The 20,789-nt window shown below is 65.4% G+C and carries 22 protein-coding genes and 1 pseudogene; 4 read left to right on the forward strand and 19 right to left on the reverse strand.

Annotation, left to right across the window (positions count from 1 at the left end):
- Positions 1-34: 34 nt before the first annotated feature.
- The 9 genes from flgJ to flgB form a co-directional block, all read right to left on the reverse strand.
- A complete protein-coding gene (gene flgJ, locus AC1DIX_RS07155; protein ID WP_477323161.1) occupies positions 35-991 on the reverse strand; it encodes a flagellar assembly peptidoglycan hydrolase FlgJ in 957 nt (318 codons plus the stop codon).
- A 15-nt stretch (positions 992-1,006) separates the two neighbouring features.
- On the reverse strand, positions 1,007-2,113 hold the full coding sequence (locus AC1DIX_RS07160) for a flagellar basal body P-ring protein FlgI (RefSeq protein ID WP_442122348.1): 1,107 nt from the start codon (positions 2,111-2,113) through the stop codon (positions 1,007-1,009).
- A 129-nt stretch (positions 2,114-2,242) separates the two neighbouring features.
- Positions 2,243-2,893 (reverse strand): flagellar basal body L-ring protein FlgH, encoded by a 651-nt coding sequence (locus tag AC1DIX_RS07165; protein ID WP_442122347.1) that lies wholly within the window; start codon positions 2,891-2,893, stop codon positions 2,243-2,245.
- Entirely contained in the window at positions 2,890-3,672 is a 783-nt protein-coding gene (flgG, locus tag AC1DIX_RS07170) for a flagellar basal-body rod protein FlgG (RefSeq protein ID WP_442122346.1), read from the reverse strand. Before flgG ends, AC1DIX_RS07165 begins: the two co-directional genes overlap by 4 nt.
- Positions 3,673-3,733: 61 nt before the next feature.
- The gene (flgF, locus tag AC1DIX_RS07175; RefSeq protein WP_477323163.1) at positions 3,734-4,474 is read right to left on the reverse strand and encodes a flagellar basal-body rod protein FlgF; all 741 of its coding nucleotides are present in this window, start codon (positions 4,472-4,474) and stop codon (positions 3,734-3,736) included.
- A 215-nt stretch (positions 4,475-4,689) separates the two neighbouring features.
- The gene (locus AC1DIX_RS07180) at positions 4,690-6,216 is read right to left on the reverse strand and encodes a flagellar hook protein FlgE (protein WP_477323165.1); all 1,527 of its coding nucleotides are present in this window, start codon (positions 6,214-6,216) and stop codon (positions 4,690-4,692) included.
- A gap of 16 nt (positions 6,217-6,232) precedes the next feature.
- Entirely contained in the window at positions 6,233-6,949 is a 717-nt protein-coding gene (locus AC1DIX_RS07185; protein ID WP_477323167.1) for a flagellar hook assembly protein FlgD, read from the reverse strand.
- A gap of 18 nt (positions 6,950-6,967) precedes the next feature.
- The gene (flgC, locus tag AC1DIX_RS07190) at positions 6,968-7,369 is read right to left on the reverse strand and encodes a flagellar basal body rod protein FlgC (protein ID WP_442122342.1); all 402 of its coding nucleotides are present in this window, start codon (positions 7,367-7,369) and stop codon (positions 6,968-6,970) included.
- A 2-nt stretch (positions 7,370-7,371) separates the two neighbouring features.
- Positions 7,372-7,797 carry a flagellar basal body rod protein FlgB gene (flgB, locus tag AC1DIX_RS07195; protein WP_442122341.1) on the reverse strand — a complete coding sequence of 142 codons (426 nt, stop codon included), beginning with the start codon at positions 7,795-7,797 and terminating at the stop codon, positions 7,372-7,374.
- 162 nt (positions 7,798-7,959) lie between these two features.
- Here flgB and flgA point away from each other — a divergent pair, with 162 nt between their 5' ends.
- The 3 genes from flgA (at position 7,960) to AC1DIX_RS07210 (ending at position 9,540) form a co-directional block, all read left to right on the forward strand.
- Positions 7,960-8,661: a flagellar basal body P-ring formation chaperone FlgA gene (gene flgA / locus AC1DIX_RS07200; protein ID WP_477323170.1), complete on the forward strand. Its 702-nt coding sequence runs from the start codon at positions 7,960-7,962 to the stop codon at positions 8,659-8,661.
- Between the two features lie 89 nt (positions 8,662-8,750).
- Positions 8,751-9,065 carry a flagellar biosynthesis anti-sigma factor FlgM gene (gene flgM / locus AC1DIX_RS07205; protein ID WP_477323172.1) on the forward strand — a complete coding sequence of 105 codons (315 nt, stop codon included), beginning with the start codon at positions 8,751-8,753 and terminating at the stop codon, positions 9,063-9,065.
- 7 nt (positions 9,066-9,072) lie between these two features.
- Positions 9,073-9,540: a flagella synthesis protein FlgN gene (locus tag AC1DIX_RS07210; protein ID WP_477323176.1), complete on the forward strand. Its 468-nt coding sequence runs from the start codon at positions 9,073-9,075 to the stop codon at positions 9,538-9,540.
- Here the strand turns inward: AC1DIX_RS07210 and AC1DIX_RS07215 are convergent.
- The 8 genes and pseudogenes from AC1DIX_RS07215 to flhF all read right to left on the reverse strand — a co-directional run bounded on the left by AC1DIX_RS07215 (position 9,525) and on the right by flhF (position 17,788).
- On the reverse strand, positions 9,525-12,125 hold the full coding sequence (locus AC1DIX_RS07215; protein ID WP_477323181.1) for an EAL domain-containing protein: 2,601 nt from the start codon (positions 12,123-12,125) through the stop codon (positions 9,525-9,527). The genes AC1DIX_RS07210 and AC1DIX_RS07215 overlap by 16 nt on opposite strands.
- A gap of 356 nt (positions 12,126-12,481) precedes the next feature.
- Complete coding sequence (locus AC1DIX_RS07220) at positions 12,482-12,754, reverse strand: hypothetical protein (RefSeq protein ID WP_477323185.1); 273 nt, start codon at positions 12,752-12,754, stop codon at positions 12,482-12,484.
- A gap of 34 nt (positions 12,755-12,788) precedes the next feature.
- Positions 12,789-13,277 carry a hypothetical protein gene (locus tag AC1DIX_RS07225; RefSeq protein WP_477252601.1) on the reverse strand — a complete coding sequence of 163 codons (489 nt, stop codon included), beginning with the start codon at positions 13,275-13,277 and terminating at the stop codon, positions 12,789-12,791.
- Positions 13,278-13,346: 69 nt separating this feature from the next.
- Entirely contained in the window at positions 13,347-14,090 is a 744-nt protein-coding gene (gene motD / locus AC1DIX_RS07230; RefSeq protein WP_477323190.1) for a flagellar motor protein MotD, read from the reverse strand.
- 14 nt (positions 14,091-14,104) lie between these two features.
- Positions 14,105-14,848, reverse strand: a complete 744-nt coding sequence (locus tag AC1DIX_RS07235) for a flagellar motor protein (protein WP_477252597.1) — start codon at positions 14,846-14,848, stop codon at positions 14,105-14,107.
- Complete coding sequence (locus AC1DIX_RS07240) at positions 14,839-15,567, reverse strand: RNA polymerase sigma factor FliA (protein WP_442122333.1); 729 nt, start codon at positions 15,565-15,567, stop codon at positions 14,839-14,841. The genes AC1DIX_RS07235 and AC1DIX_RS07240 overlap by 10 nt, the downstream gene beginning before the upstream one ends.
- A 20-nt stretch (positions 15,568-15,587) precedes the next feature.
- Positions 15,588-16,382 (reverse strand): MinD/ParA family ATP-binding protein, encoded by a 795-nt coding sequence (locus AC1DIX_RS07245; protein WP_477323192.1) that lies wholly within the window; start codon positions 16,380-16,382, stop codon positions 15,588-15,590.
- Positions 16,375-17,788: pseudogene (gene flhF / locus AC1DIX_RS07250) on the reverse strand (flagellar biosynthesis protein FlhF). Before flhF ends, AC1DIX_RS07245 begins: the two are co-directional and overlap by 8 nt.
- 277 nt (positions 17,789-18,065) lie before the next feature.
- Here flhF and AC1DIX_RS07255 point away from each other — a divergent pair.
- On the forward strand, positions 18,066-18,314 hold the full coding sequence (locus AC1DIX_RS07255) for a hypothetical protein (RefSeq protein WP_477323194.1): 249 nt from the start codon (positions 18,066-18,068) through the stop codon (positions 18,312-18,314).
- A gap of 36 nt (positions 18,315-18,350) precedes the next feature.
- Here AC1DIX_RS07255 and AC1DIX_RS07260 read toward each other — a convergent pair whose 3' ends face one another.
- Positions 18,351-19,505 carry an MraY family glycosyltransferase gene (locus tag AC1DIX_RS07260; RefSeq protein WP_477323196.1) on the reverse strand — a complete coding sequence of 385 codons (1,155 nt, stop codon included), beginning with the start codon at positions 19,503-19,505 and terminating at the stop codon, positions 18,351-18,353.
- Between the two features lie 196 nt (positions 19,506-19,701).
- The coding region (locus AC1DIX_RS07265; protein ID WP_477323198.1) for an FHIPEP family type III secretion protein at positions 19,702-20,789 on the reverse strand (1,088 nt) is incomplete at its 5' end.

Consider the following 20,789-nt stretch of genomic DNA (forward strand, 5'->3'; position numbering starts at 1 on the left):
TACTCTGTTGTTTTCGGCAAGACCCGCTAAAACTTTAAGCAAGCGAGTGCTTGATGATCCGCGACAGCTTGGCCGCGTACTGCGGATCGGTGGCGTAGCCGGCGCGCTGCAGGCCGTGCGCGAAGGTGGCGGCGTCGCCGCCATGGGCCAGCACCTTCTCGTAGCGCGGGTTATTGCTGAGCATCTTCGCGTAATCCTTGAAGGCGTCCGCATGCGAGGCGTAAGAACGGAATTTCTCGACGCGCGTGTGCGGCTGGCCGTTCACATACTCGGTGGTGACGGCGGTGGCGACCTTGCCTTTCCAGCCCGGGCCGGCCTTGATGCCGAACAGGTTGTTGCTGGAGGTGCCGTCCTGGTTGCGGATCACGCGCTTGCCCCAGCCGGTTTCCAGCGCGGCCTGGCCCAGCATGAACTTGGCCGGCACGCCGGTGACCTGCTCGGCTTCCTCGGCGGCGTCGGCCAGCTTGTCCTGGAAGGCGCGCACGTGGGCCGGCTTGCCGGCGTCGCTGGTGCTGCGCGCAGAGCCGGTGATACCGGAGGCGGAAGTGGAAGCGGCGCCGTCGGTCGACATGGTGTCGGCGTCGCGCATCAGACGCGCGGTGCCGGCGCCGCCCTGCGCGGTGCCGGCGTCGGCGCCGATCGCCAGCGCGCCCGACTGCATCTGCTTGGCCAGCGCCTGGCCCTGCTGCTGCACCGACAGCTGGCGCACCAGCACGTCGGCCAGGCCGATGCCGCGCTTGGCCAGCTTCTGGCTCATCTGCTGGTCGAGCATGGTGGTGAAGGTGCGGGTCTCCTGGCTGTCCATCGGACCGTCCTGCGGCGTGGCGTCGCGCATGCTCTTCATCATCATGTTGACGAACATGGATTCGAACTGCGTCGCCGCGCCTTTCAAGGCTTCGGGAGAACCGGCCTTGGCGGACTGTTTCAGGTCGCCGAGGCTGTTGGTATCGAGCGCGAATTTTCCGGACAGGTCAGAGGTCGAGCCGAGCATGGTTTGCCTTCCTGTTTAGATGATCTCGAGTTCCGCACGCAGCGAGCCGGCGGCCTTCAGCGACTGCAGGATCGAGAGCAGGTCTTGCGGGGTCGCGCCGATCGCGTTCATCGCCTTCACGACTTCGGCCAGCGAGGCGCCATTGTTCAGCATGATGACGCGACCAGCGTCCTTCTTGACCGAGGCCGACGGGGTCTGGGTCACCACGGTGGCGCCGCGCGAACCGGGCTGCGGCTGGCTGACCTGGGTATCGGCGCCGATCGTCACCGTCAGGTTGCCGTGCGAGATCGCGCAGGTGTCCAGGGTCACCGCGCGGTTCATCACGACCGAGCCGGTGCGTGCATTCAGGATCACCTTGGCCGCGGCTTCCGACGGCCTGACGTCCATGTTCTCGAGGATGCCGAGGAAGGACACGCGCTGGTCGCTCGACGACGGCACGCGCACGCGGATCACGCGGCCATCCAGGGCGGTGGCGATGCCGGGGCCGAACTTGTCGTTGATCGCCTCGACCACCCGGCTGGCGGTGGAGAAGTCGGTGGTGTTCAGTTCCAGCTTGACCTGGTTGTCGGCACCGAGGTTCGATGCCACCGCGCGTTCGACGGTGGCGCCGGCCGAGATGCGGCCCACCGCCAGCTGGTTCACCTGGGTCGAGGCGCCGCCGCCCGAGGCTCCCGCGCCGCCGACCAGGACGTTGCCCTGGGCCATGGCATACACCTGGCCATCGGCGCCCTGCAGCGGCGTCATGAGCAGCGTGCCGCCGCGCAGGCTCTTCGCATTGCCCATCGAGGACACGGTCACGTCGATGGTCTGGCCGGGCTGGGCGAAGGCCGGCAGCGAGGTGGTGACCATCACGGCCGCCACGTTCTTCAACTGCAACTGGGTGCCGGCCGGCAGGCTGATGCCCTTCTGCTGCAGCATCGCCATGATCGACTGCACGGTGAACGGCGTCTGGGTGGTCTGGTCGCCGGTGCCGTCGAGGCCGACCACGATGCCGTAGCCGGACAGCTGGTTCTGGCGCACGCCGCCGAAGCTGGCGATGTCCTTCAGGCGCTCGGCCTGGGCCGGGGTCGACAGGATCGGGCCGATCAGGGCGGTGGCCAGGATAAGCAGCTTGAAATTCATAGTCATCGTCTAGTCAGTTGGGGTCGGAGCCCACCCGAGTGAACCGGGCTCTGCCCCCAAATATTAGTCAGTTGGTAGTCAGTTGGGGTCAGAGCCCACCCGAGTAATTCGGGCTCTGACCCCAAAAATTTAAAATGGCAGCATCGACTGGAAGAAGCGCGACATCATCGAGGTCAGCTCGGCGCGGTCGATCGTGCTGTTGGTGCGGTACTCGACGCGGGCGTCGGCCACCAGTGTCGACGACACGATGTTGCCGGGCTGGATGGTGTCCGGATTGACCATGCCCGAGAAACGGATGAATTCGATCCCCTTGTTCATCGCGACCTGCTTTTCGCCGACCACGATCAGATTGCCGTTGGAGAGCACTTCCGAGACCGTCACGCCGATGGTGCCGGTGAAGGCGTTCGACGCGCTCTGGGTGTCGCCGTCGGCATACTTGTTGGCGGTGCTGGCGGAGATGTTCGCACCCAGCTTGCCGGCAAGCGGACCCGGCACGCCGAAGCTGGCGCTGCCCGACTTGTTGCCGGTGGCGGCGCCGCTCTTGTTGGCCGAGGTCTTTTCGACGATGCTGACGGTGAGGATGTCGCCGATGTGGCGCGCGCGGCGGTCCTCGAACATCGGGCGGAAGCTGCTGCTGTTGTAGATCGCACCTTCGGAAGGCAGCCCGGCGTCGGCGATCATCGGGCGCACCGAGGTCGGGCCCTTGACGATCGAGGTCGGGGTGCTGGCGCAGCCGGCCAAGGCCAGCAGCGCCGCAGCGATACTAAGAACGTGTTTCATAACTGAGCCAGCTTCTGCAGCATCTGGTCGGAAGTGGTGATCGCCTTCGAGTTGATCTCGTAGGCGCGCTGGGTCGTGATCATGTTGACCATCTCCTCGACCACGTTGACGTTCGAGGTTTCGACATAGCCCTGCATCAGCGCGCCGGCGCCGTTGGTGCCCGGAGTGTTGGCGTTGGCGGTGCCGGAGGCGCCGGTTTCCACGTACAGGTTCTCGCCGCGCGATTCGAGGCCGGCCGGGTTCACGAAGGTGTTCAGCTGGATCGAACCGATCTGGGTCGGCGCGGTCTGGCCCGGGGTGGTCACGGAAACGGTGCCGTCGCGGCCCACGGTCAGGGACAGCGCATTATTCGGGACCGTGATCGGCGGCTGCAGCACGTAGCCGCTGGAGGTCACCAGCTGGCCGTTGGAATCGGTCTGGAAGGAGCCGTCACGGGTATAGGCCTGGGTGCCGTCGGGCAGCAGCACCTGGAAGTAGCCGGCGCCGTTGACCATCACGTCCTTGTCGTTGCCGGTCTGCTGGGGATTGCCCTGGGTGTGGATGCGCTCGGTGGCGACGGTGCGCACACCGGTACCGATCTGCAGGCCGGACGGCAGCTGGGTCTGTTGCGAACTCTGCGCGCCGGGCTGGCGCACGTTCTGGTACAGCAGGTCCTCGAACACCGCACGCGACTTCTTGAAGCCGTTGGTGCTGACGTTGGCGAGGTTGTTGGTGATGACGTCGAGGTTGGTCTGCTGGGCTTCGAGACCGGTTTTTGCGATGAATAAGGAACGGATCATGGTGTTCTCCATACGGCGACGGAACCCCATCGCCCACCATGAAATTATGTCCCAGCAGCAATCAAGTCAAAGCGAGGATCTGGGTGGCTTTCGTCGCGTTATTCTCGGCGTTCTTCAGCAGGCTCATTTGGGTTTCGAAGGAACGCGCCAGCGAAATCATGTTCACCATCGAGTCCACCGCCGACACATTGCTGCCCTCGAGGGCGCCGCCGGCCACGGCCACGGCGGGGTCGGCCTGGGCGCTGCTGCCGTCCTTGAGGCGGAACATGCCGTCGTCGCCGCGCACCAGGTCGGCCTCGTTCGGATTCACCAGCTTGAGGCGGCCGAGCACCGTCGGCGCGGCCGGCGTGGTGGTGGTCGACAGGGTCGAGATGGTGCCGTCGCTGCCCACCGCCACCGTCACATCCGGCGGAATCGTGATCGGACCGCCCTCGCCGGCAATGGTCATGCCGTTCGAGGTCTGCAGGATGCCGTTGGGGCTGATCTGCAGCGAACCGTTGCGCGTGTACGACTCGGTGCCGTCCGCATTCTGCACCGCGATCCAGCCCTTGCCCTTGACCGCGACGTCGAGATCGCGCCCGGTCACCTGCAGCGGACCGGAAGAAAAATCGGCGCCAGTGGTGTTGTCGACCACAAAAGCCCGCGTCGGCAAGCCCTCGCCCTGGACCGGCACGGCACGAAACGTATCGAACTGCGCCCGGAAACCCGTGGTGCTGAGGTTCGCCAGGTTATTCGACGTCGTCGCCTGCTGTTCCAGGATGTGCTTGGCGCCACTGGCTGCCGTATAAATCAACCGATCCATGTTTTTCCAGTCCCTTCAATTCGGGGTCAGAGCACTTTATTGTCGAAATTCGGGGTCAGAGCACTTTTTGAGGAAATAGCTAACGAGCATATGCAGGCCCTGGCTCTCCAGTGCAACGCCCATCGGACGCGCGCTTTTTTTGCCGGCGGCACATTGCTGGAAAAAGTGCTCTGACCCCGAATTTCCAGCGAAATGTGCTCTGACCCCGAATTTTATTAGCGCATGTTCACCAGCGTCTGGAGCACCGAGTCCTGGGTCTTGATGGTCTGCGCGTTGGCCTGGTAGACGCGTTGCGCGGTGATCATGTTGACCAGCTCGGCGGTCAGGTCGACGTTCGAGGCTTCGGTGGCCGAGGATTGCAGCACGCCCAGGCTGCCGGTGTCGGGGGTGCCGACCAGCGGGGTGCCCGAGGCCGAGGTTTCGGCGAAGGCGTTGTTGCCCAGCGGTTCCAGGCCGCCCGGATTGGTGAAGTTGGCGAGCACGATCTGGCCCAGCGGCTTGGTCTGGCCGTTGCTGTACTGGCCGAGGATGGTGCCGTCCTGGCCGGCCGAGAAGCGCTGCAGGTGGCCGGCGGTGTAGCCGTCCTGGGTGGTCTTCTTCTCGCTGGTGTCGGCGCCGTACTGGGTGGTGCCGGCGAAGTTCAGCTTGATCGGCAGGCTGGCATTCGCGCCGGTCGGCGGGTACACCGGCAGGTTAACGGTCAGCGGCAGCGTCTGCGGCGACATCAGTTGCGCCGACAGCGCGCCGTTCGAGTCGAAGTTCAGGTGGCCGACCGGCACCGACGGCACGGAAACGGCCTTGGCGATGTCCTTGTCGATCTGGTCCGGGCTGTAGCCGGCGGTGTTGCCGGCGCTGGTGGCCGCGCTCTGGATCGCGGCGATGGTCGCGGGGCTGGCGCCGGCGGCGGTGGCGGCGCTCACGACGGCAGCCGAGGCTTTGCTCGCATAGTCGCTCAGTGCGGCCGAGATCGCGTTGGCATCCGGCGGCACCGCCTTGGTGGCGGTCAGCCAGGTGTTGCGCGCGGCCTGCACGCCGGCGTTCTGCTGCCCGGCCGCGGCCACGTTCACGTTGGTCAGTTCGGTGCCGTCGCTGCCGGCGTACACGTCCCAGGTGCCGGCGCCGGTCTTCACGTAGTACAGCGACATCACGTGCGCATTGCCCAGGGTGTCGTAGACATCGACCGGGGTCTGCTTGTTGTAGGTGGTCGGGTCGTCGGCATTGAACGGGAAGTTGGTCGGCGGGGTGGCGCGCGAATCCAGGTTCAGCGAGGTGTCGACCTTCGACGTCGGCACCGGCTTCAGGTCGGCGGTGCTGATCTGCAGCGGCGTCGGCGAACCCGCCAGGATCTGGCCGCTGGGACCGACGCCGTAGCCGGTCAGGTTGGCGCCCTGCGGGGTCACCAGATAGCCGTTCTTGTCGAGCGAGAACTGGCCGTTGCGGGTGTACTGGACCAGGCCCGAGGTCTCGGTGCGGAAGAAGCCGGAGCCGTTGATCGCGATGTCGAGCGGATTGGCCGAGGTCTCGATATTGCCCTGGGTGAACTGTTGGGCGATGCCGGCCACGGCCACGCCGATACCGGCCTGGTTGCCGCCCGCGCCGTTCAGCGAACGCGCGTAGACGTCGGCGAACTGCGTGGTCGAGCCCTTGAAGCCGACCGTGCTGGCGTTGGCGATGTTGTTACCGATGACGTCCAGCGATTTCGCGGCGCCGTTCAAGCCGCTCAGGCCCTGTTGGAAAGACATGTTCTGCTCCTAGAATTTACAAGACTTGCTTGATGTCGGCCAGCGCAACCACGCCCTTGCCGGGCAGGTTCAGCTTGACGCCGTCGGTGCTGTTGGTGGTGACCGAAGCCACGCTGTCGAAGGAGAGCGGCTTGGCGTCGCTCAGCTTGTCCGCGCCCTTGGTCGCGGTGACCTGGAAGGTGTAATTGCCGTCGGCCAGGGTGATCGGCTTGCCGTTGCTGTCGAGCTTGGTAGCATCGGGGACGCCGTCCCAGGCCAGCGGAATCACGCCGGCCTTCTGCTTGCCCAGGTCCATGGACTGCACGATCTTGCCGTTCTTGTCCATGATGTCGACCTTCACGCTGTCGGCGTCGGTACCCAGTTGCACGCCGAGGATGCCCTTGCTGCTCGACAGGGTCACGTTGCTGCCGTCGACCAGCACGCCGTGGCCGATCAGGCTGGTCGCCTGCATCGCTTCCGAACTCTGATAGCTGGCTTTCAGCGTATTCAGGGTCTCGTTCAACTTGTTCACGCCGGTCACGGTCTGCAACTGGGCCAGCTGGCTGGTGACCTGGGCGTTGTCGAGCGGGTTCAGCGGATCCTGGTTCTTCAGCTGGGTGACCAGCAGGGTCATGAACTTGTCGGTATCGGCCTGCACGCTGTCGCCGCTGGCGGTCGCGGGCTTGCCGTTCATGGTCGCCATCAGGTCGTTGATGGTGGTGGTCGATCCGGTATTGTTATTAACGGTGGTCATGGATAGGGGCTTTCAGTGTTACTGACCGATCGTCAGGGTCTTGAGCAGCATGGTCTTGGCCGCGTTCATGGTTTCGACGTTGGTCTGGTAGGAGCGCGATGCCGACAGCATGTTGACCATCTCGTCGACCACGTTCACGTTCGGCATCGTCACATAGCCTTTGCCGTCGGCCAGCGGATTCTTCGGGTCGTACACCTGCTTCATCGGCGACGGATCGTCCACCACTTCGCGCACCTTGACGCCGGTGGAGCCGGACGCCACCGGCACGGCCTCGAACACGACCTGCTTGGCGCGGTAGGCTTCGCCGGTGGCGCTGGTGGCGCTGTCGGCGTTCGCCAGGTTGCTGGCGGTGGTGTTCAGGCGCTGCGACTGCGCGCTCATCGCCGAACCGGCGACATTGAATACGTTAAATAGCGACATGGTTACTGGCCTCCCTGGATGGCGGCGAGCAGGTTGCGGATCTGGTGGTTGATCATGGTGATGCCGGCTTCGTAACGCAGCCCGTTGTCGGCGAACTGGGTGCGCTCGGTGTCCATGTCGACCGTATTGCCGTCGACCGCGCCCTGGGACACGTTGCGGTACAGCACCGGCGTGCCGTCCGTCAGCGCCTTGCCGTCCGCCGCCACCGGGCCGTTGGCGATATGGCCCTGGGCGGTGGTGGCCAGCCCGCCCTGCTGGGCGCCGCGCGACAGCGCGCTCTGCAGCGCGTTCGAAAAATCGATGTCGCGCGCCTTGTAATTGGGCGTATCGGCGTTCGCGATATTGGACGCCAGCAGTTCCTGGCGCTGCGAGCGCAGGCTCAGCGCCGTTTCGTTAAAACGCAGGTAGTCGTCGAGTTTGCCGATCATGCCGCCTCCGGGCCTTCACTTATTGGACAGCATCGATCATACGGGCCTGTCGAGTCTTCCAATCGGGCAATAAAGAGACCCAAACCGCGGCTATTCCAAGTTTCAGTACCGGATCGGGACGCCTAAGATGGCAGCATCGAATCTCCTCGCAAGCCTTTTCCCATGCTCCGCACCCTGTTTGTTTCCCTGTTGGCCGCTCCGCTGCTCGCCCTGCCCGGCCTTGCCGCGGCCGCGACCGGCGTCCAGAACGTGAACGCGCTGCGCGCCGTGGTCGAGCAGTTCCTGCTGACCCAGACCGCCGGCCTGCCGGGCGAAGTCTCGGTGAAGGTGGGCGCGGTCGACGCCCGCACCGCGCTGGCCAGCTGTCCGGCGCCCGAAGCCTTCCTGCAGCCGGGCGCGCGCGCCTGGGGCAAGACCACGGTCGGGGTGCGCTGCACGGCGCCGTCGAACTGGACCATCTATGTACAGGCCCAGGTGAACGTGAAGGCGGACTATGTGGCGGCGGCGGTGCCGCTGGCCCAGGGCCAGCCGGTCGAGCAAGGCCAGCTGATGTTGGTAAAAGGCGACATCGCGGCGATGCCGAACGGAATCATCACCGACATGGCGCAGGCGATCGGGCGTACCCCGACCGTCTCGCTGGCGGCCGGCACGCCGCTGCGCCTGGACACCCTGCGCAGCAAGCCGGTGGTGCAGCAGAACCAGGCGGTGCGCCTGGTATTGAACGGTAACGGTTTTTCGGTGTCGTCCGAGGGCCGCGCGATCGGCACCGCCGGCGAAGGCCAGGTGGTACAGGTGCGCACGGCGTCCGGCACGGTGGTCAGCGGGACGGCGAAGGCCGGCGGCCTGGTGGAAGTCGCGTTTTGAGCTTGAGAGTATCCTAAAGTTTTCGGCAGCCAGGCCGTTACAGAATGCAGATCCCGGGCTTTCTGTTCCGAACCGCAAAGGATAATGCTGTGAAAATCAACGATACCCTCAAGAACAACGCAGGCGTTCAGGCGAACAATACGCCGCCCGCCAACGCCAAAAGCGCCGACAACGCGGCGGCTGCCGTTGCGAGCGCGACCACGCCCGCGGCAACCGACACCGTGCGCCTGTCCTCGCAGGGCCAGGCGCTGGCTGCCGGCGGTACGAATCAGGTGTTCGACGCCAAGAAAGTCGAGCGCATCAAGGCGGCCATCGCGGATGGCCAGTTCCAGGTAAATTCGGAGAAAGTAGCGGACGGCCTGCTGGAAACGGTACGCGACCTGCTGCACTCCCGCAAACGATAGATAAGACATGGCCATTGCATCCCCCGGCGCAACGCTGCGCGACGAACAGCAACTGATCGGCTCCATCGTGGAGCTGATGAAATCGGAACAGCAGTTCCTGGTCGATGCGGATGCCGATGGCCTCGCCACCCTCACCCCGAAGAAGCTGCAGCTGGCCCAGCAGGCGGCCGAGCTGGCGCGGCTGCGCCACAAGGCGCTCGGCACCGCCGGCTTCCCCGCCGGCGAGACCGGCATGGAGCCCTGGCTGGCGGTGGGCGGCAACGCCGACGTGCGCGCCCACTGGAACCGCCTGCTCGAGCTCACGCGCGAAGCCAAGGAACTCAACCGCGTCAACAGCATGCTGGTCAACAAGCAGCTGGCGCACACCCAGAACATGCTGAACGAACTGCGCCCTGCTTCGGCCGGCGCCGCCGTGTACGGACCGGCCGGCCAGGCACTGGGGTCGGGACCTTCGCGGCGTTACGTGGTCGGCTGAATCCCGTCGCCCCCTCGACTCCCCTGCTCCTTCAATAACTCCTCGACCCGCTCCGCCGTCACCGGCCGGCTGAAGTAGAAGCCCTGCATCCGGCTGCAGCCGTGCGCGCCCAGGAAGTCCAGCTGGGCGGCGCTTTCCACACCTTCGGCGATCACCTCCAGCTTCATCGACTGCGCCAGCGCGATCACCGCCTTGACGATGGCGGCGTCATCGCCTTCGGTGGCATCGCTGCCGGCGATGTCGGACACGAAGGAACGGTCGATCTTCAGGCAGTGGATCGGGAAGCGTTTCAGGTTGGCCAGGCTCGAGTAGCCGGTGCCGAAGTCGTCGACCGCCAGATGCACGCCCATGCTGGAGAGGCGCGCCATGGTGTCGGCGGCCGCGGCCGGGTTCTCCATCAGCACGCTTTCCGTGATCTCCAGCGTCAGCCAGGACGGTTCGCAGCCGGTTTCCCGCAGCAGGCGCTCGACGTTGGCCGCCACGTCGCGCTCGCGGAACTGGCGCGCCGACATGTTCACACTCATGCGCGGCGGCGCGCCGCCAGTCAGTTCCGCGAAGCGCGCCTGCTGGCGCAGCGCCTCCTCGAGCACCCACTCGCCGATCGGTACGATCAGGCCGGTTTCCTCGGCCAGCGGAATGAAGTCGCCCGGCGCCACCATCGGGCCGCCGTCCGGCTGCCAGCGCAGCAGCGCCTCGATGCCGACGATGCGTCCGCTGGCGGCATCGACCTGGGGCTGGTAGTGCAGCACGAACTCGCCGCGCAGCAGGCCGCGCTGCAGGCCGTTCTCGATGCGCAGGTGCTGCTCGGCCTTGACGGCGAGATCGGCCGCGTAGAAGGCGTAATGATTGCCGCCACTGCCCTTGGCGCGGTACATCGCGCTGTCGGCCGCCTTCAGCAGGGCTTCGCTGTCGCGCCCGTCGCCCGGGTACATGGCGATGCCGATGCTGCCCGACGGGAACACCTCCTGGCCGCACAGCGCCAGCGGCTGGAACAGGCTCTCGAGCAGCTTGGACGCCACCAGCGCGGCATCGTCCGGCCCGGCCAGGTCCGCCAGCACCACCACGAATTCGTCGCCGCCCTGGCGCGCCACGGTGTCGCTCTCGCGCAGCACGCCGGACAGGCGGCGCGCGAGAGCGACGATCAGCTGGTCGCCGGCTTCGTGGCCAAGGCTGTCGTTGACGTGCTTGAAGCGGTCGAGGTCGATGAACATCACGCCGACCTGGCGCCGCGCGCGCTGGGCCTGGGCGATCGCCTGCGCCAGGCGGTCCTGCAGCAACAGTCGGTTCGGCAGTCCGGTCAGGGCGTCGTGGCTGGCCATGCGCAGCAGCGCTTCCTCGGCCTGCTTGCGGCGCGAGATGTCCTCGACCGCGACGATCAGGCGCAGGTGGCCGGAGGCGGCTTCGCGCATGGTCGAGGCGCTCAGCGCCACCCAGACCTCGCGCCCGTCCTTGCACAGGTAGCGCGTCTCGCGCTGGAAGTCGCGGACCTCACCGGCCACCAGGCGCGCCACCAGGGATTTGTCCTCATCCAGCTCGTCCGGATGGGTGATCTGGTGGAAGAAGCGCTGCAGCAGTTCGATCTCGGTATAGCCGACGATGCGCGACAGCTTGCGGTTCACGCGCAGGAAGCGCCCTTCGCGCGACAGCAGCGCGATGCCGACCGCGGCCTGGCTGAAGGTCAGTCGAAAGAACTCCTCGCTCTCCTGCAGGCGCAGCCTGGCCTGGCGGCGGAAGGTGACGTCCTGGCCGATCAGGAGCAGCAGCTCGTCGCCGGCCTGGCGGGTGCGGCGGATGTTGAACTCGAACCAGCGCACGCCGTCCGCGTGGCCGTACACCGGCACCACCACCGCATCCTGCGGCGCGCTGGTCCGTAGCGCGGCCGTCACCCGCTCGCCCAGTTCCGGCGCCGGAATCAAGGCGTCGAGTTCGGGATGGGCGCTGAGCACGTCCTCGGGCACGCCGAGCATGGCGCTCATGGTGGCGTTGATCGAGCGGACGCGAAGTCCGGCGTCGACCACCAGCAGGCCGGCCGGCATGCCGTCGATGACCTGCTCCAGGTAGTTCTTGTACTGCAGGACGCTGCGCTGGCCGGCGTGGCCATAGGTGTCCAGGGCCAGGCCGATGTCGAAGGCGACCACCTTCAACACCGCCTTGTAGGCGGCGCCGAAGCGCGCCGGATCGCCCTTCAAGCGCTCCCACAGCAGCGGAATCATCTCGGCCAGGTATTTGCGGTAGGCGCCGATATACCACTTCGGCTCGAGGCCGATGCTCTGGTGTACCACGCCGGCACGCAGGCGGTCGTGCACGTAGTCCGGGCCGTAGTCGCCGGCGGTCAGGCGGTGGAAATACACGCTCAGGGTGTCGCGCAGGCGCGCCATGACGGCATCGTCCTTCAGCAGCGCGCGCAGCTCGCCGAACTCCAGCAGGTGGTTGTAGAAGGCTTCGGAAAAGGAGGCGCCGTCGGCGCCGGTGAGGGCGTGCACTTCGCGCAGCAGGGCCTCGTCTTCCCCGTCCAGTTCGAGGAAGCGCTTGCGCGCCGCGAGCTCGCGCTCGTCCAGTCCGATCTCGCTTGCGATCGCTGCCACTGAATTGTCTGATCCGCTCATAAACCGATGTTCGATGAATGCGCCCGCCGATGGTTGCGCCCCGATCTGGCGCGCCAATGCGGCAGCCACCGCGGCAGGCGCAAGCGCGGTGGTTCGGGGGTGCTGTGGGACGCATCTCGTGGGTCTTTACGCGCGTTGTTTGGGCGGCGCAAGAGCGGTCAGGACCTGGGTATTTCTGTCGTGAAACTCGTATGTTCTTTCAGCATCATTACATTCTAACAATCGTGCACTGCACAAGAAACCAAATTTGTGACAAGCAATCAATCCGTTGCGCTAAAGCCTCACTCATAGTGTGGTTTCTTGCGACACGGCAATATTTCCCGGCGCCCGGCTTGCTACAACCGGTTTTTGGACAAGCACCGGGAGGAAGACATGGACTGGAAAACGATCATCGGGGCGGCGCTGGCAACGGGCCTGCTGGCCGGGTCCGGCGCCGCGGCGGCGGCCGCCGACGTCACGATCCGGGTCACGCCGGAACGCCAGAACCTGGCGAAGAGCGACAACGTGGTGGTCGAGGTCAGCGTCACCAACGCGACCGCGGCCACCCAATACCTGCTGAAGTGGCAGACGCCGTTCGGCGCCATCGAGGCACCGCTGTTCGAGGTCACGCGCGACGGCCTGCCGGTGCGCTACCTGGGCATCCTATTTCTGGGTATGGCTGAACATGACCGCGTCGGTCTTGATATCGGCCGCGGAGTCGAGCTGGCGCACGTCCGCCAGCGCGCTGCCCTCGTAACGGATCACATAGGTGTGCGTGCCGGGCCGGAAGGCGTAGGCATGGGTGATGTCGATGGTGTGCGCGTGGGCCGAGTGCGGCGCCAGCTCGACGTAGTCGTCCAGGGTCAAGGAGCCGCGCTTGACCATGCGGCCCGTGTACGGCACCGGCGCCTCGCCGGGATGCTCGCGCAGGTCGAACAGGCGGCGCGCCAGTTCGGTATCCGCCGCGATCTCGCGCGGCAGGCCGACCCTGCGCTCGCCGCGGTTCTCGATCCTGAACGTCACCAGCACCTTGTCATGCCTGGCGTCGACGCTCAGGCTCGCATGCACATTCATCGGTTCTCCTCCATCGGCGCGGGCGGCGGTGGCCGTCATGAGCCACAGCGCGGCGCACAGCATCGTTCGTCTGCGCATCGACATCTCCTGTCGGGTTGAACGATTGTGCTCCGGCATGGCCGAAATGCCAAGCGTGCGCAGGGTGGATTACTCCGTGCCGGTGCCCGCCAGGATGGTGACGGCCACGCGCCGGTTGCGCGCGCGCCCGACGGGATCGTCGTTGGAAGCGATCGGCTGGTTGGCGCCGCGCCCGATCGCGGCCAGGCGGCGTTCAAGCACGCCGTTCTCGATGAACAGCCGCACCACGGTCGTGGCGCGCACCGCCGACAGCTCCCAGTTCGAGGGGAAGGCCGCGTTGGCGATCGGGGTGGTGTCGGTGTGGCCCTCGACCTCGATCGCATGCGGGTCGTCCTTCAGCAGGCCGGCCACCGTGGCGAGGGTCTCGCGGGCATTGCCGGCGAGGCCGGCGTCGCCCTCGTCGAACAGCACGCTGGCGTTGATCTCGATGGTGATGCCGCGGGCATTCCGGTTGATGCGCACCTTACCGCTGTTGACCAGCGGCGCCAGCACGCTGTCGAGTTTACGCGCCAGCAGGTCGAGGCGCTCGCGCTCACGCTTGGCCGCCTCCGCACGCTTGTGCGCGATGATGTTCGCCAGCGGCAGCGGCAAGGGGTCGGTCTCGACCGAGGTATTGATTTTCGCGGCGGCGCCGCGCCCGCCGAAGGCGTCGCCGAGGGCGTCCGACAGCACCTTGTACTTGCCGACGTTGACCACCGAGACCGCATACATCACGACGAAGAAGGCGAACAGCAGGGTGATGAAATCGGCGTAGGAGATCAGCCAGCGTTCGTGGTTCTCGCTGTCTTCGACGAAGGGTTTGCGGCGCGCCATGTGCCCGGCCCGGATCAGTGCTGCGCCATCAGGCAGGCGATGCGTTCCTCGAGCACCCGGGTGGTGTCGCCGGTGGCGATGTCGTGGAACACGTCGGTCAGGATCTCGTACTGCAGCACGCGCTCGGCGACGATCCCTTTGAGTTTATTTCCCACCGGATGGAACAGCAGGTTGGCCAGGCCCACGCCGTACACCGTGGAGACGAAGGCGACCGCGATGCCGGCGCCCAGGCGCGAGGGGTCGCTCAGGTTTTCCATCACGTGGATCAGGCCCAGCACGGCGCCCAGGATGCCGACCGTCGGCGCATAGCCGGCCGCCGCTTCCCAGATGCGGGCGGCCTGGCGCTCGCGCATCTCGTAGCTGTTGATCTCGGTTTCCAGCAGGCTGCGCAGCTTGTCCGGATGGATGCCGTCGACCACCAGGCGCAGGCCCTTCTGGATGAAGGGGTCGGCCTTCACCATATACTGTTCCAGCGACAGCAGGCCGTCGCGGCGCGCCGACAGGCTCCACAGGTGGATTTCGCGCGCCAGGTGCTGGCGGCGGTCGGGCGGCGGCGCGAAGACCCAGCGCAGCATGCGCAGGCCGCGGATGAAGGCGGATTTCCTGGTCTGCAGCAGGACGGCGCCGAAGGTACCGACCACCACGATCGCGAACGCGGCCGGCTGCACCAGCGAGGAGAACTTGCCGCCGTCGAGGTTGTGGCCGACGATGATGCCGGCGATCGCCAGCAGCAGCCCGAGCAGGCTGGCTATGTCCACGCGCGCTCCCGCAGGTAGGCGCGCAGGCGGGCCACCGCCTGGCTGTGCAGCTGCGAGACGCGCGACTCCGACACGCCCATCACCGCGCCGATCTCCTTGAGGTTCAGCTCTTCCTCGTAATACAGGCCCATCAGCAGTTTTTCGCGCGGCGGCAAGGCGTCGATGGCGTCGATCACGGCCTGGCGGAAATCGGTTTCCATCAGCGCGCGCAGCGGGTCGTCCTCGTCGACGGCATAGCGGTCGAGGAAGCTGTCGCTGCCCTCGTCGCCTTCGCCGCTGTGGAAGTCTTCGTAATAGAGCAGCTGATGGCCGCCGGAATCGCCCAGCATTTCCTGGTAGTCGGCCAGCGGCAGCTTGAGCGATTTCGCCACTTCGGATTCGCTGGGCGGACGGCCGAGCTGCTGCTGCAGCGCGGCCATCGCCTGCTCCACCTTGCGCATGTTCTGGCGGGTCGAGCGCGGCATCCAGTCGCTGCTGCGCAGTTCATCGAGCATGGCGCCGCGGATCCGCAGCACCGCATAGGTCTCGAACTGGGCGCCGTGGTTCTCTTCGTAGCGGCCGATCGCATCGAGCAGGCCGATCATGCCTGCCTGTACCAGGTCATCGACTTCGACGGACGGCGGCAGCTTCGCCTTCATCTGGTGGGCGAGACGCTTCACCAACGGCATATGCTCCGTCAGCAAGTGATTCTTGTCCGCTTTCCCTTTAACCGTGTACATTTTTGCTTATTCGTATTCTCTTATGCTGCGTGGCTCATGCCTGTCGCAAAACGGCCGGCCAGGCGGCGGAATGCCACCGAAGCGCCCGCCAGCGGGAAAGCGTCGACCACGGCACGCCCGAGGCGTGCGGCGCGGTGCAGGTACTCGTCGGCCGGTACGGAGCCCATGGAGCTCAGAGTTACCGCCAAGTAACGTGTTGCCGCAGATGACATATTATCGTATACCACCTTCGCCTCGGCTTCGGTAGCGCCCGTGACAAGGATGCCGAAGGGACGGCGGCCCAGATGCTGGGACAGGCGCTTGATCAAGGCATAGGCATTCGTGATGGATGTCGCGCCGGTCGAGACCTGGACCACGATCTCCGACGAGGCCATGATCGGCACCGGAAAGCCGCCCTCCTCGCTGAATTCGCCGTCGACGATGACGATGCTGCCGGCCGCCTGCTTGACCAGCACGTCGAAGGTCTTGGCCAGGCGGCGGGTTTCATCGGCTGTGCGGCCGGCATCCAGCCTGACTACCGAAAAGCCCTGCGGCGCCGGATGGATCACCTGGTTCAGCGCACACTCCTGGCGCGCCACCTGCAGCAGGCCGGGACCGTGGTCCACGCCCAGGCGCCGGGCCACGCCGTAGTCGCGCTCGCAGGCGTCGACGATCAGCACGTCGTTGCCGCTCTGCGCCAGCGAGGCGCCGAGGTTGATCAGCATGGCGCCCTTGTCGTCCTGCGGGGTCGCCGAAAGGAAGGTCACGATGCGCGGCTTGGGGCCGGCCAGCATCCGGCGCAGGCCTTCGGCCTGGTCGAAGTCGAAACTAGCCAATGGTCACCTCGCGCAGCGAACGGTCGCTGTTCAGGTTGCCGAGGCCGGCCATCATCAGCGGCAGGTCGGCATCGGAAAACTGGGCCGCGGCCTCCTTCTTGTTGCGGAAGGCGCGGTCGACCAGCATGGCGCGGTCGGCCAGGTGCAGATCTTCCGGCACGCGCTGGCCGGTCGACACGTAATACAGGTTCAGCTTCTGGCGGATCATCACGTCCAGGACGCCGCCGATCGAAGCGGCTTCGTCCAGCTTGGTCATGATGCAGCCGGCCAGGCCGGTGCCCTGGTAAGCGCGCACCACTTCGTTCAGAGTCTCGTTGGTCGAGGTCGCGTTCAGGCACAGCAGGCGCTGCACGTTGGCGCCGCTCTCCGTCAGCATGGCCACCTGCTCGGTCACCATCTGGTCGCGCTGCGACATGCCGATGGTATCGATCAGCACGGTGTGCTTGTTGCGAAGCTCTTTCAGGGCGATCCGCAGGTCGGCCTCGTCCTTCACCGAGTGCACCATCACGCCGAGGATCTTGCCGTAGATGCGCAGCTGCTCGTGGCCGCCGATACGGTAGGCGTCGGTGGTGATCAGGGCCAGCTTTTCCGGGCCGTGGCGCATCACGCAGCGCGCCGCCAGCTTGGCGGTGGTGGTGGTCTTGCCGACGCCGGTCGGGCCGACCAGGGCGAACACGCCGCCGCGGTCGAGGATCGCGTCTTCGTCGCTCATGGTGGTGATGTTGCGCGCCAGGACCGTCTTGATCCAGCGGAGCGATTCGACGGCATCCTTGCCGGCCGGGAGCTTGTCTACAAGATAGCGCGACAGGCTGGCCGAAAAGCCGGCGCCCAGCATCTCCCGCAGCACGGCGGCCTTTTGCGGTTCGCGCTGCTGGGTGCTGCCCCAGGACAGCTCTGGCAGCCGCGCTGGCTGCCGATTCCTTGGCCTGGGCGATCGCGGCCGACATCATGGCCGTCATCGCGGCCATGTCGAAGCTTGGTGCTTCCGGCTGCGGTGCGCGGCGGTTGGCGTAGGTTTGCGGGGCCGGCTCTTCCAGGTCGTGGAAGGACGGCATGGCCGGGCGGGCCATCGGAGTGCGTGCCGCCGGCTCGGCCGGAGTTTCGAAGGACGGTGCGCTGTAGGGGCGCGGGGACGGTCCGTCGATACGGCCGGCTGCATGCAGCGTGCGGGCCGCCGGTGCCGCCGGCGCATCGTCCAGATGCTGCAGCTGGGGACGCGGGGCCGCCATTTCCGACTCCGGCGCCGGCGAGGCCAGCGAGGCGACGTCGTCGTTGTCCAGCGCCAGGATCTCGACCACGCCGTCCACCGGGCGGTTCGACAGGATGACCGCGTCCGGTCCCAGGGCATCACGCACTTTGCGCAGGGCCTCACGGGAAGTCGGGGCTGTAAATTTCTTCACGTTCATCGTTGGTCTCCGCTCTTGCAGGCAGGTGTTACGTCAGTCGGTCGCTATTCGTTGGCGGGCGCAGTGGCCCATTCACGGATAGGATTATTGACGATGCCGCACGGAAACCATCGGGGGAAAAGGATGGGGAAACCAGCTTATTTCCCATTCGCGTCGAGTTGGCGCAAGATGCGGTGATGAGACGCACCATGTCAATTGCACACAATTGTGTTGAATTGTAACAACCTGCACCAAAGCTCGTGTTAGACTGTGTTCAAGTAATCTTTCGACATGGTCCATGAAAGGCCAGCACATGAAACTGAGACTACCGAAACGCCAAGCTGAACGGCCAGAGACCGTTCTCGCGCACTATTGCGAAGCGCTCGACCGTAGCATCCCGGTATTGCGCACAGCATTCATCGTCGCCGGCCTCGTCGTGGCTGCGGTCCGTGGAGGCAGACTGGCCGATTTCCTCTTCGTCACCGGCATGCTCTTCCACCTTGCGATCTCATTCGAGCACTGGTGGATAACAAAACGGACCCGCTAAGGGTCCGTTTTTCGTTCTACTCTCAAGCTTTGGCGCTCAAGGCATTTTTGCCCCGGCACGCATGTCGGTGTTAACCCGAGCGACCTGACCTGTCATCCAACGGCCTCGAACCAGACGGCCGTATACCATTACATACATTGCGACCTGGACCGCGACGATCAGCAGGCCTACCGGTGCGGAGGCGCCGAGCGCCACGCTGCCTGCCACGCACATGGCAACCGCCGGGGCGATGACGCACACGACTGCGGCGTTACGCTTCCAGGGACGGACGGCGTCCTGGCGCACATGCTTGAACACGAGGCGGCGGAACACGAGGGTATGCAGGTGCAGCGCATCAGGCGCACCCGGGCTCACCTTCTGGATAACCTTGCGGCGGTACATGCTGAACAGGACTTCGATGACTGGATAGGCGCAAATCGCCAGCACCTGCCAGGCAGTCACGGACGGGTTGCGGACCAGCAGCAGCACCGCCATCTCCGACACCCAGAAACCCAGGAAATAGGCGCCGCCGTCACCCAGGAACAGCTTGCCTCGCGGGTAGTTCACGGCCAGGAAGCCGAGCGTGGCGCCAATACCCAGCGCACCGAGCATGACCACGAGGCCGTCGCCATGCTGGAATCCGACCGCCGCAAGGCCGGCCGCCATGATCATGATGGTGCTGCTCGACAGGCCATTGAAACCGTCGATGATGTTGATCGCATTGGAGCCACCAGCCACCACGATGGCGGTCACGAACACGGCAAACGGCGTAAAGGCCAGCAGCGTATCGACACCCCACAGATCGAGTTGATTCACGGTTGCACCGAGCAAGGCACTCGCAATGACCGCACTCAAAGCCGTGGCAGCCAGGCGTGCTTTTACGGACACACGCTTGGTCATGTCCTCGACCACACCGGCAACGAAAGCCGGCAGGCTGGCCGCAAGCAAAAGGAGGATTTCCCGGGTATGCGATGCCTGTGCAGGCGCCGCGAACCGGTACTGGAAATACAAGAAGCCCAGCACCAGGCCGGCAACGACGCCTACGCCGCCAATACGCGGCACAGCCGTCGTATGCACTTTCTGCACGCCGTCGAGGTCATGGTCATGGGACAGGCTGCCGTGCCATTTTTGCGAAAGCACGATAAGCATGCATGCAACGAAACTTGCACCGAATATGATCAATCCGAGCTGAAAAAACTGAAACTCCGGCATGAATTACTTCCCTTTATTCGTAAGCTCGCGGTGACAGCGCTACGCGGCGAATAGATACCAAACTGCTAGCGCGGCAGAAATGTTAGCACAAATCAACTTAACATTTGACCGCATGCATGAGGAAAAGCGCTACTTGTTGTAGCCCGACAACCGATAATTAACTTATAAACGCGAGTCTTGTATGCCGGCCGCGGAACTATGCGGTGCCGACCAGGCTCGTCACCCGGATCGTCTTGGTTTCCGGAATCTCCGAATGCGACAGCACCTTCAACTGCGGGAGCGCCCGGCGCAGGAAGCGCGACAGCAGGGTGCGCAGCGGTCCCGGCACCAGCAGCACCGGCGTCAGCCCCATCGCCTCCTGCTGCTGGGTGGCGTTGGCGGCCTGCTGGACGATGGTGTCGGCCAGGCCCGGCTCGATGCCGGTACCGTCGCCGCCGGCGTTCAGGGCTTGCACCAGCAGGCGCTCGAGGCGGTTGTCCAGGGTCATCACCGACAGCTCGTTGGTGCCCGGGAACAGCTGCTGGACGATGGCGCGGCCCAGCGCGATGCGCACCAGCGCCGTCAGGTCGTTCGGATCCTGCACCGCCCCCCCATGCTCGGACAGGGTCTCGATGATGGTGCGCATGTCGCGGATATGCACGCCTTCCTGCAACAGGTTCTGCAGCACTTTCTGCAGGGTCGACAGCGACACGACCTTCGGCACCAGGTCCTCGACCAGCTTCGGCGCATCTTTTGCCAAATGGTCAAGAAGTGCCTGCACCTCGGTGCGGCCCAGCAGCTCCGAGGCGTGGGTCGTGATCAGGTGATTCAGGTGGGTGGCGATGACGGTGCCGGCGTCGACCACCGTATAACCCATGTTCTGCGCCTCGTCCTTGAGGCCGGCGTCGATCCAGATTGCCGGCAGGCCGAAGGCCGGATCGGTGGTGACCGTGCCGGGCAGCGTGCCGCTCGCCATACCGGGGTTGATCGCCAGGAACTGGCCGTTCATGGCTTCGCCGCTGCCCATTTCCACGCCCTTCAGGGTGATGCGGTAGCTTGATGGCTTCAGTTCCAGGTTGTCGCGGATGTGCACCGGCGGCGCCAGGAAACCGACTTCCTGGGCGAACTTCTTGCGGATGCCCTTGATGCGCTTGAGCAGGTCGCCATTCTGGCCCTTGTCGACCAGCGGAATCAGGCGATAGCCGACTTCCAGACCCAGGGTATCGACCGGCATGACGTCCTGCCAGGTGGCCTCTTCCTGCTCGGCCGCCGCAGCCGCCGCGGCACCGCCGGCGCCTCCCGCCC

The sequence above is a fragment of the Massilia sp. 05N420 genome (genome assembly GCF_056397205.1).

Bases quoted from the DNA above. Each gene is read 5' to 3' on its own strand.
- flgJ (WP_477323161.1), bottom strand. From the start codon at position 991: ATGCTCGGCTCGACCTCTGACCTGTCCGGAAAATTCGCGCTCGATACC.
- AC1DIX_RS07160 (WP_442122348.1), bottom strand. From the start codon at position 2,113: ATGAATTTCAAGCTGCTTATCCTGGCCACCGCCCTGATCGGCCCGATC.
- AC1DIX_RS07165 (WP_442122347.1), bottom strand. From the start codon at position 2,893: ATGAAACACGTTCTTAGTATCGCTGCGGCGCTGCTGGCCTTGGCCGGC.
- flgG (WP_442122346.1), bottom strand. From the start codon at position 3,672: ATGATCCGTTCCTTATTCATCGCAAAAACCGGTCTCGAAGCCCAGCAG.
- flgF (WP_477323163.1), bottom strand. From the start codon at position 4,474: ATGGATCGGTTGATTTATACGGCAGCCAGTGGCGCCAAGCACATCCTG.
- AC1DIX_RS07180 (WP_477323165.1), bottom strand. From the start codon at position 6,216: ATGTCTTTCCAACAGGGCCTGAGCGGCTTGAACGGCGCCGCGAAATCG.
- AC1DIX_RS07185 (WP_477323167.1), bottom strand. From the start codon at position 6,949: ATGACCACCGTTAATAACAATACCGGATCGACCACCACCATCAACGAC.
- flgC (WP_442122342.1), bottom strand. From the start codon at position 7,369: ATGTCGCTATTTAACGTATTCAATGTCGCCGGTTCGGCGATGAGCGCG.
- flgB (WP_442122341.1), bottom strand. From the start codon at position 7,797: ATGATCGGCAAACTCGACGACTACCTGCGTTTTAACGAAACGGCGCTG.
- flgA (WP_477323170.1), top strand. From the start codon at position 7,960: ATGCTCCGCACCCTGTTTGTTTCCCTGTTGGCCGCTCCGCTGCTCGCC.
- AC1DIX_RS07210 (WP_477323176.1), top strand. From the start codon at position 9,073: ATGGCCATTGCATCCCCCGGCGCAACGCTGCGCGACGAACAGCAACTG.
- AC1DIX_RS07225 (WP_477252601.1), bottom strand. From the start codon at position 13,277: ATGCGCAGACGAACGATGCTGTGCGCCGCGCTGTGGCTCATGACGGCC.
- motD (WP_477323190.1), bottom strand. From the start codon at position 14,090: ATGGCGCGCCGCAAACCCTTCGTCGAAGACAGCGAGAACCACGAACGC.
- AC1DIX_RS07240 (WP_442122333.1), bottom strand. From the start codon at position 15,567: ATGTACACGGTTAAAGGGAAAGCGGACAAGAATCACTTGCTGACGGAG.
- AC1DIX_RS07255 (WP_477323194.1), top strand. From the start codon at position 18,066: ATGAAAGGCCAGCACATGAAACTGAGACTACCGAAACGCCAAGCTGAA.
- AC1DIX_RS07260 (WP_477323196.1), bottom strand. From the start codon at position 19,505: ATGCCGGAGTTTCAGTTTTTTCAGCTCGGATTGATCATATTCGGTGCA.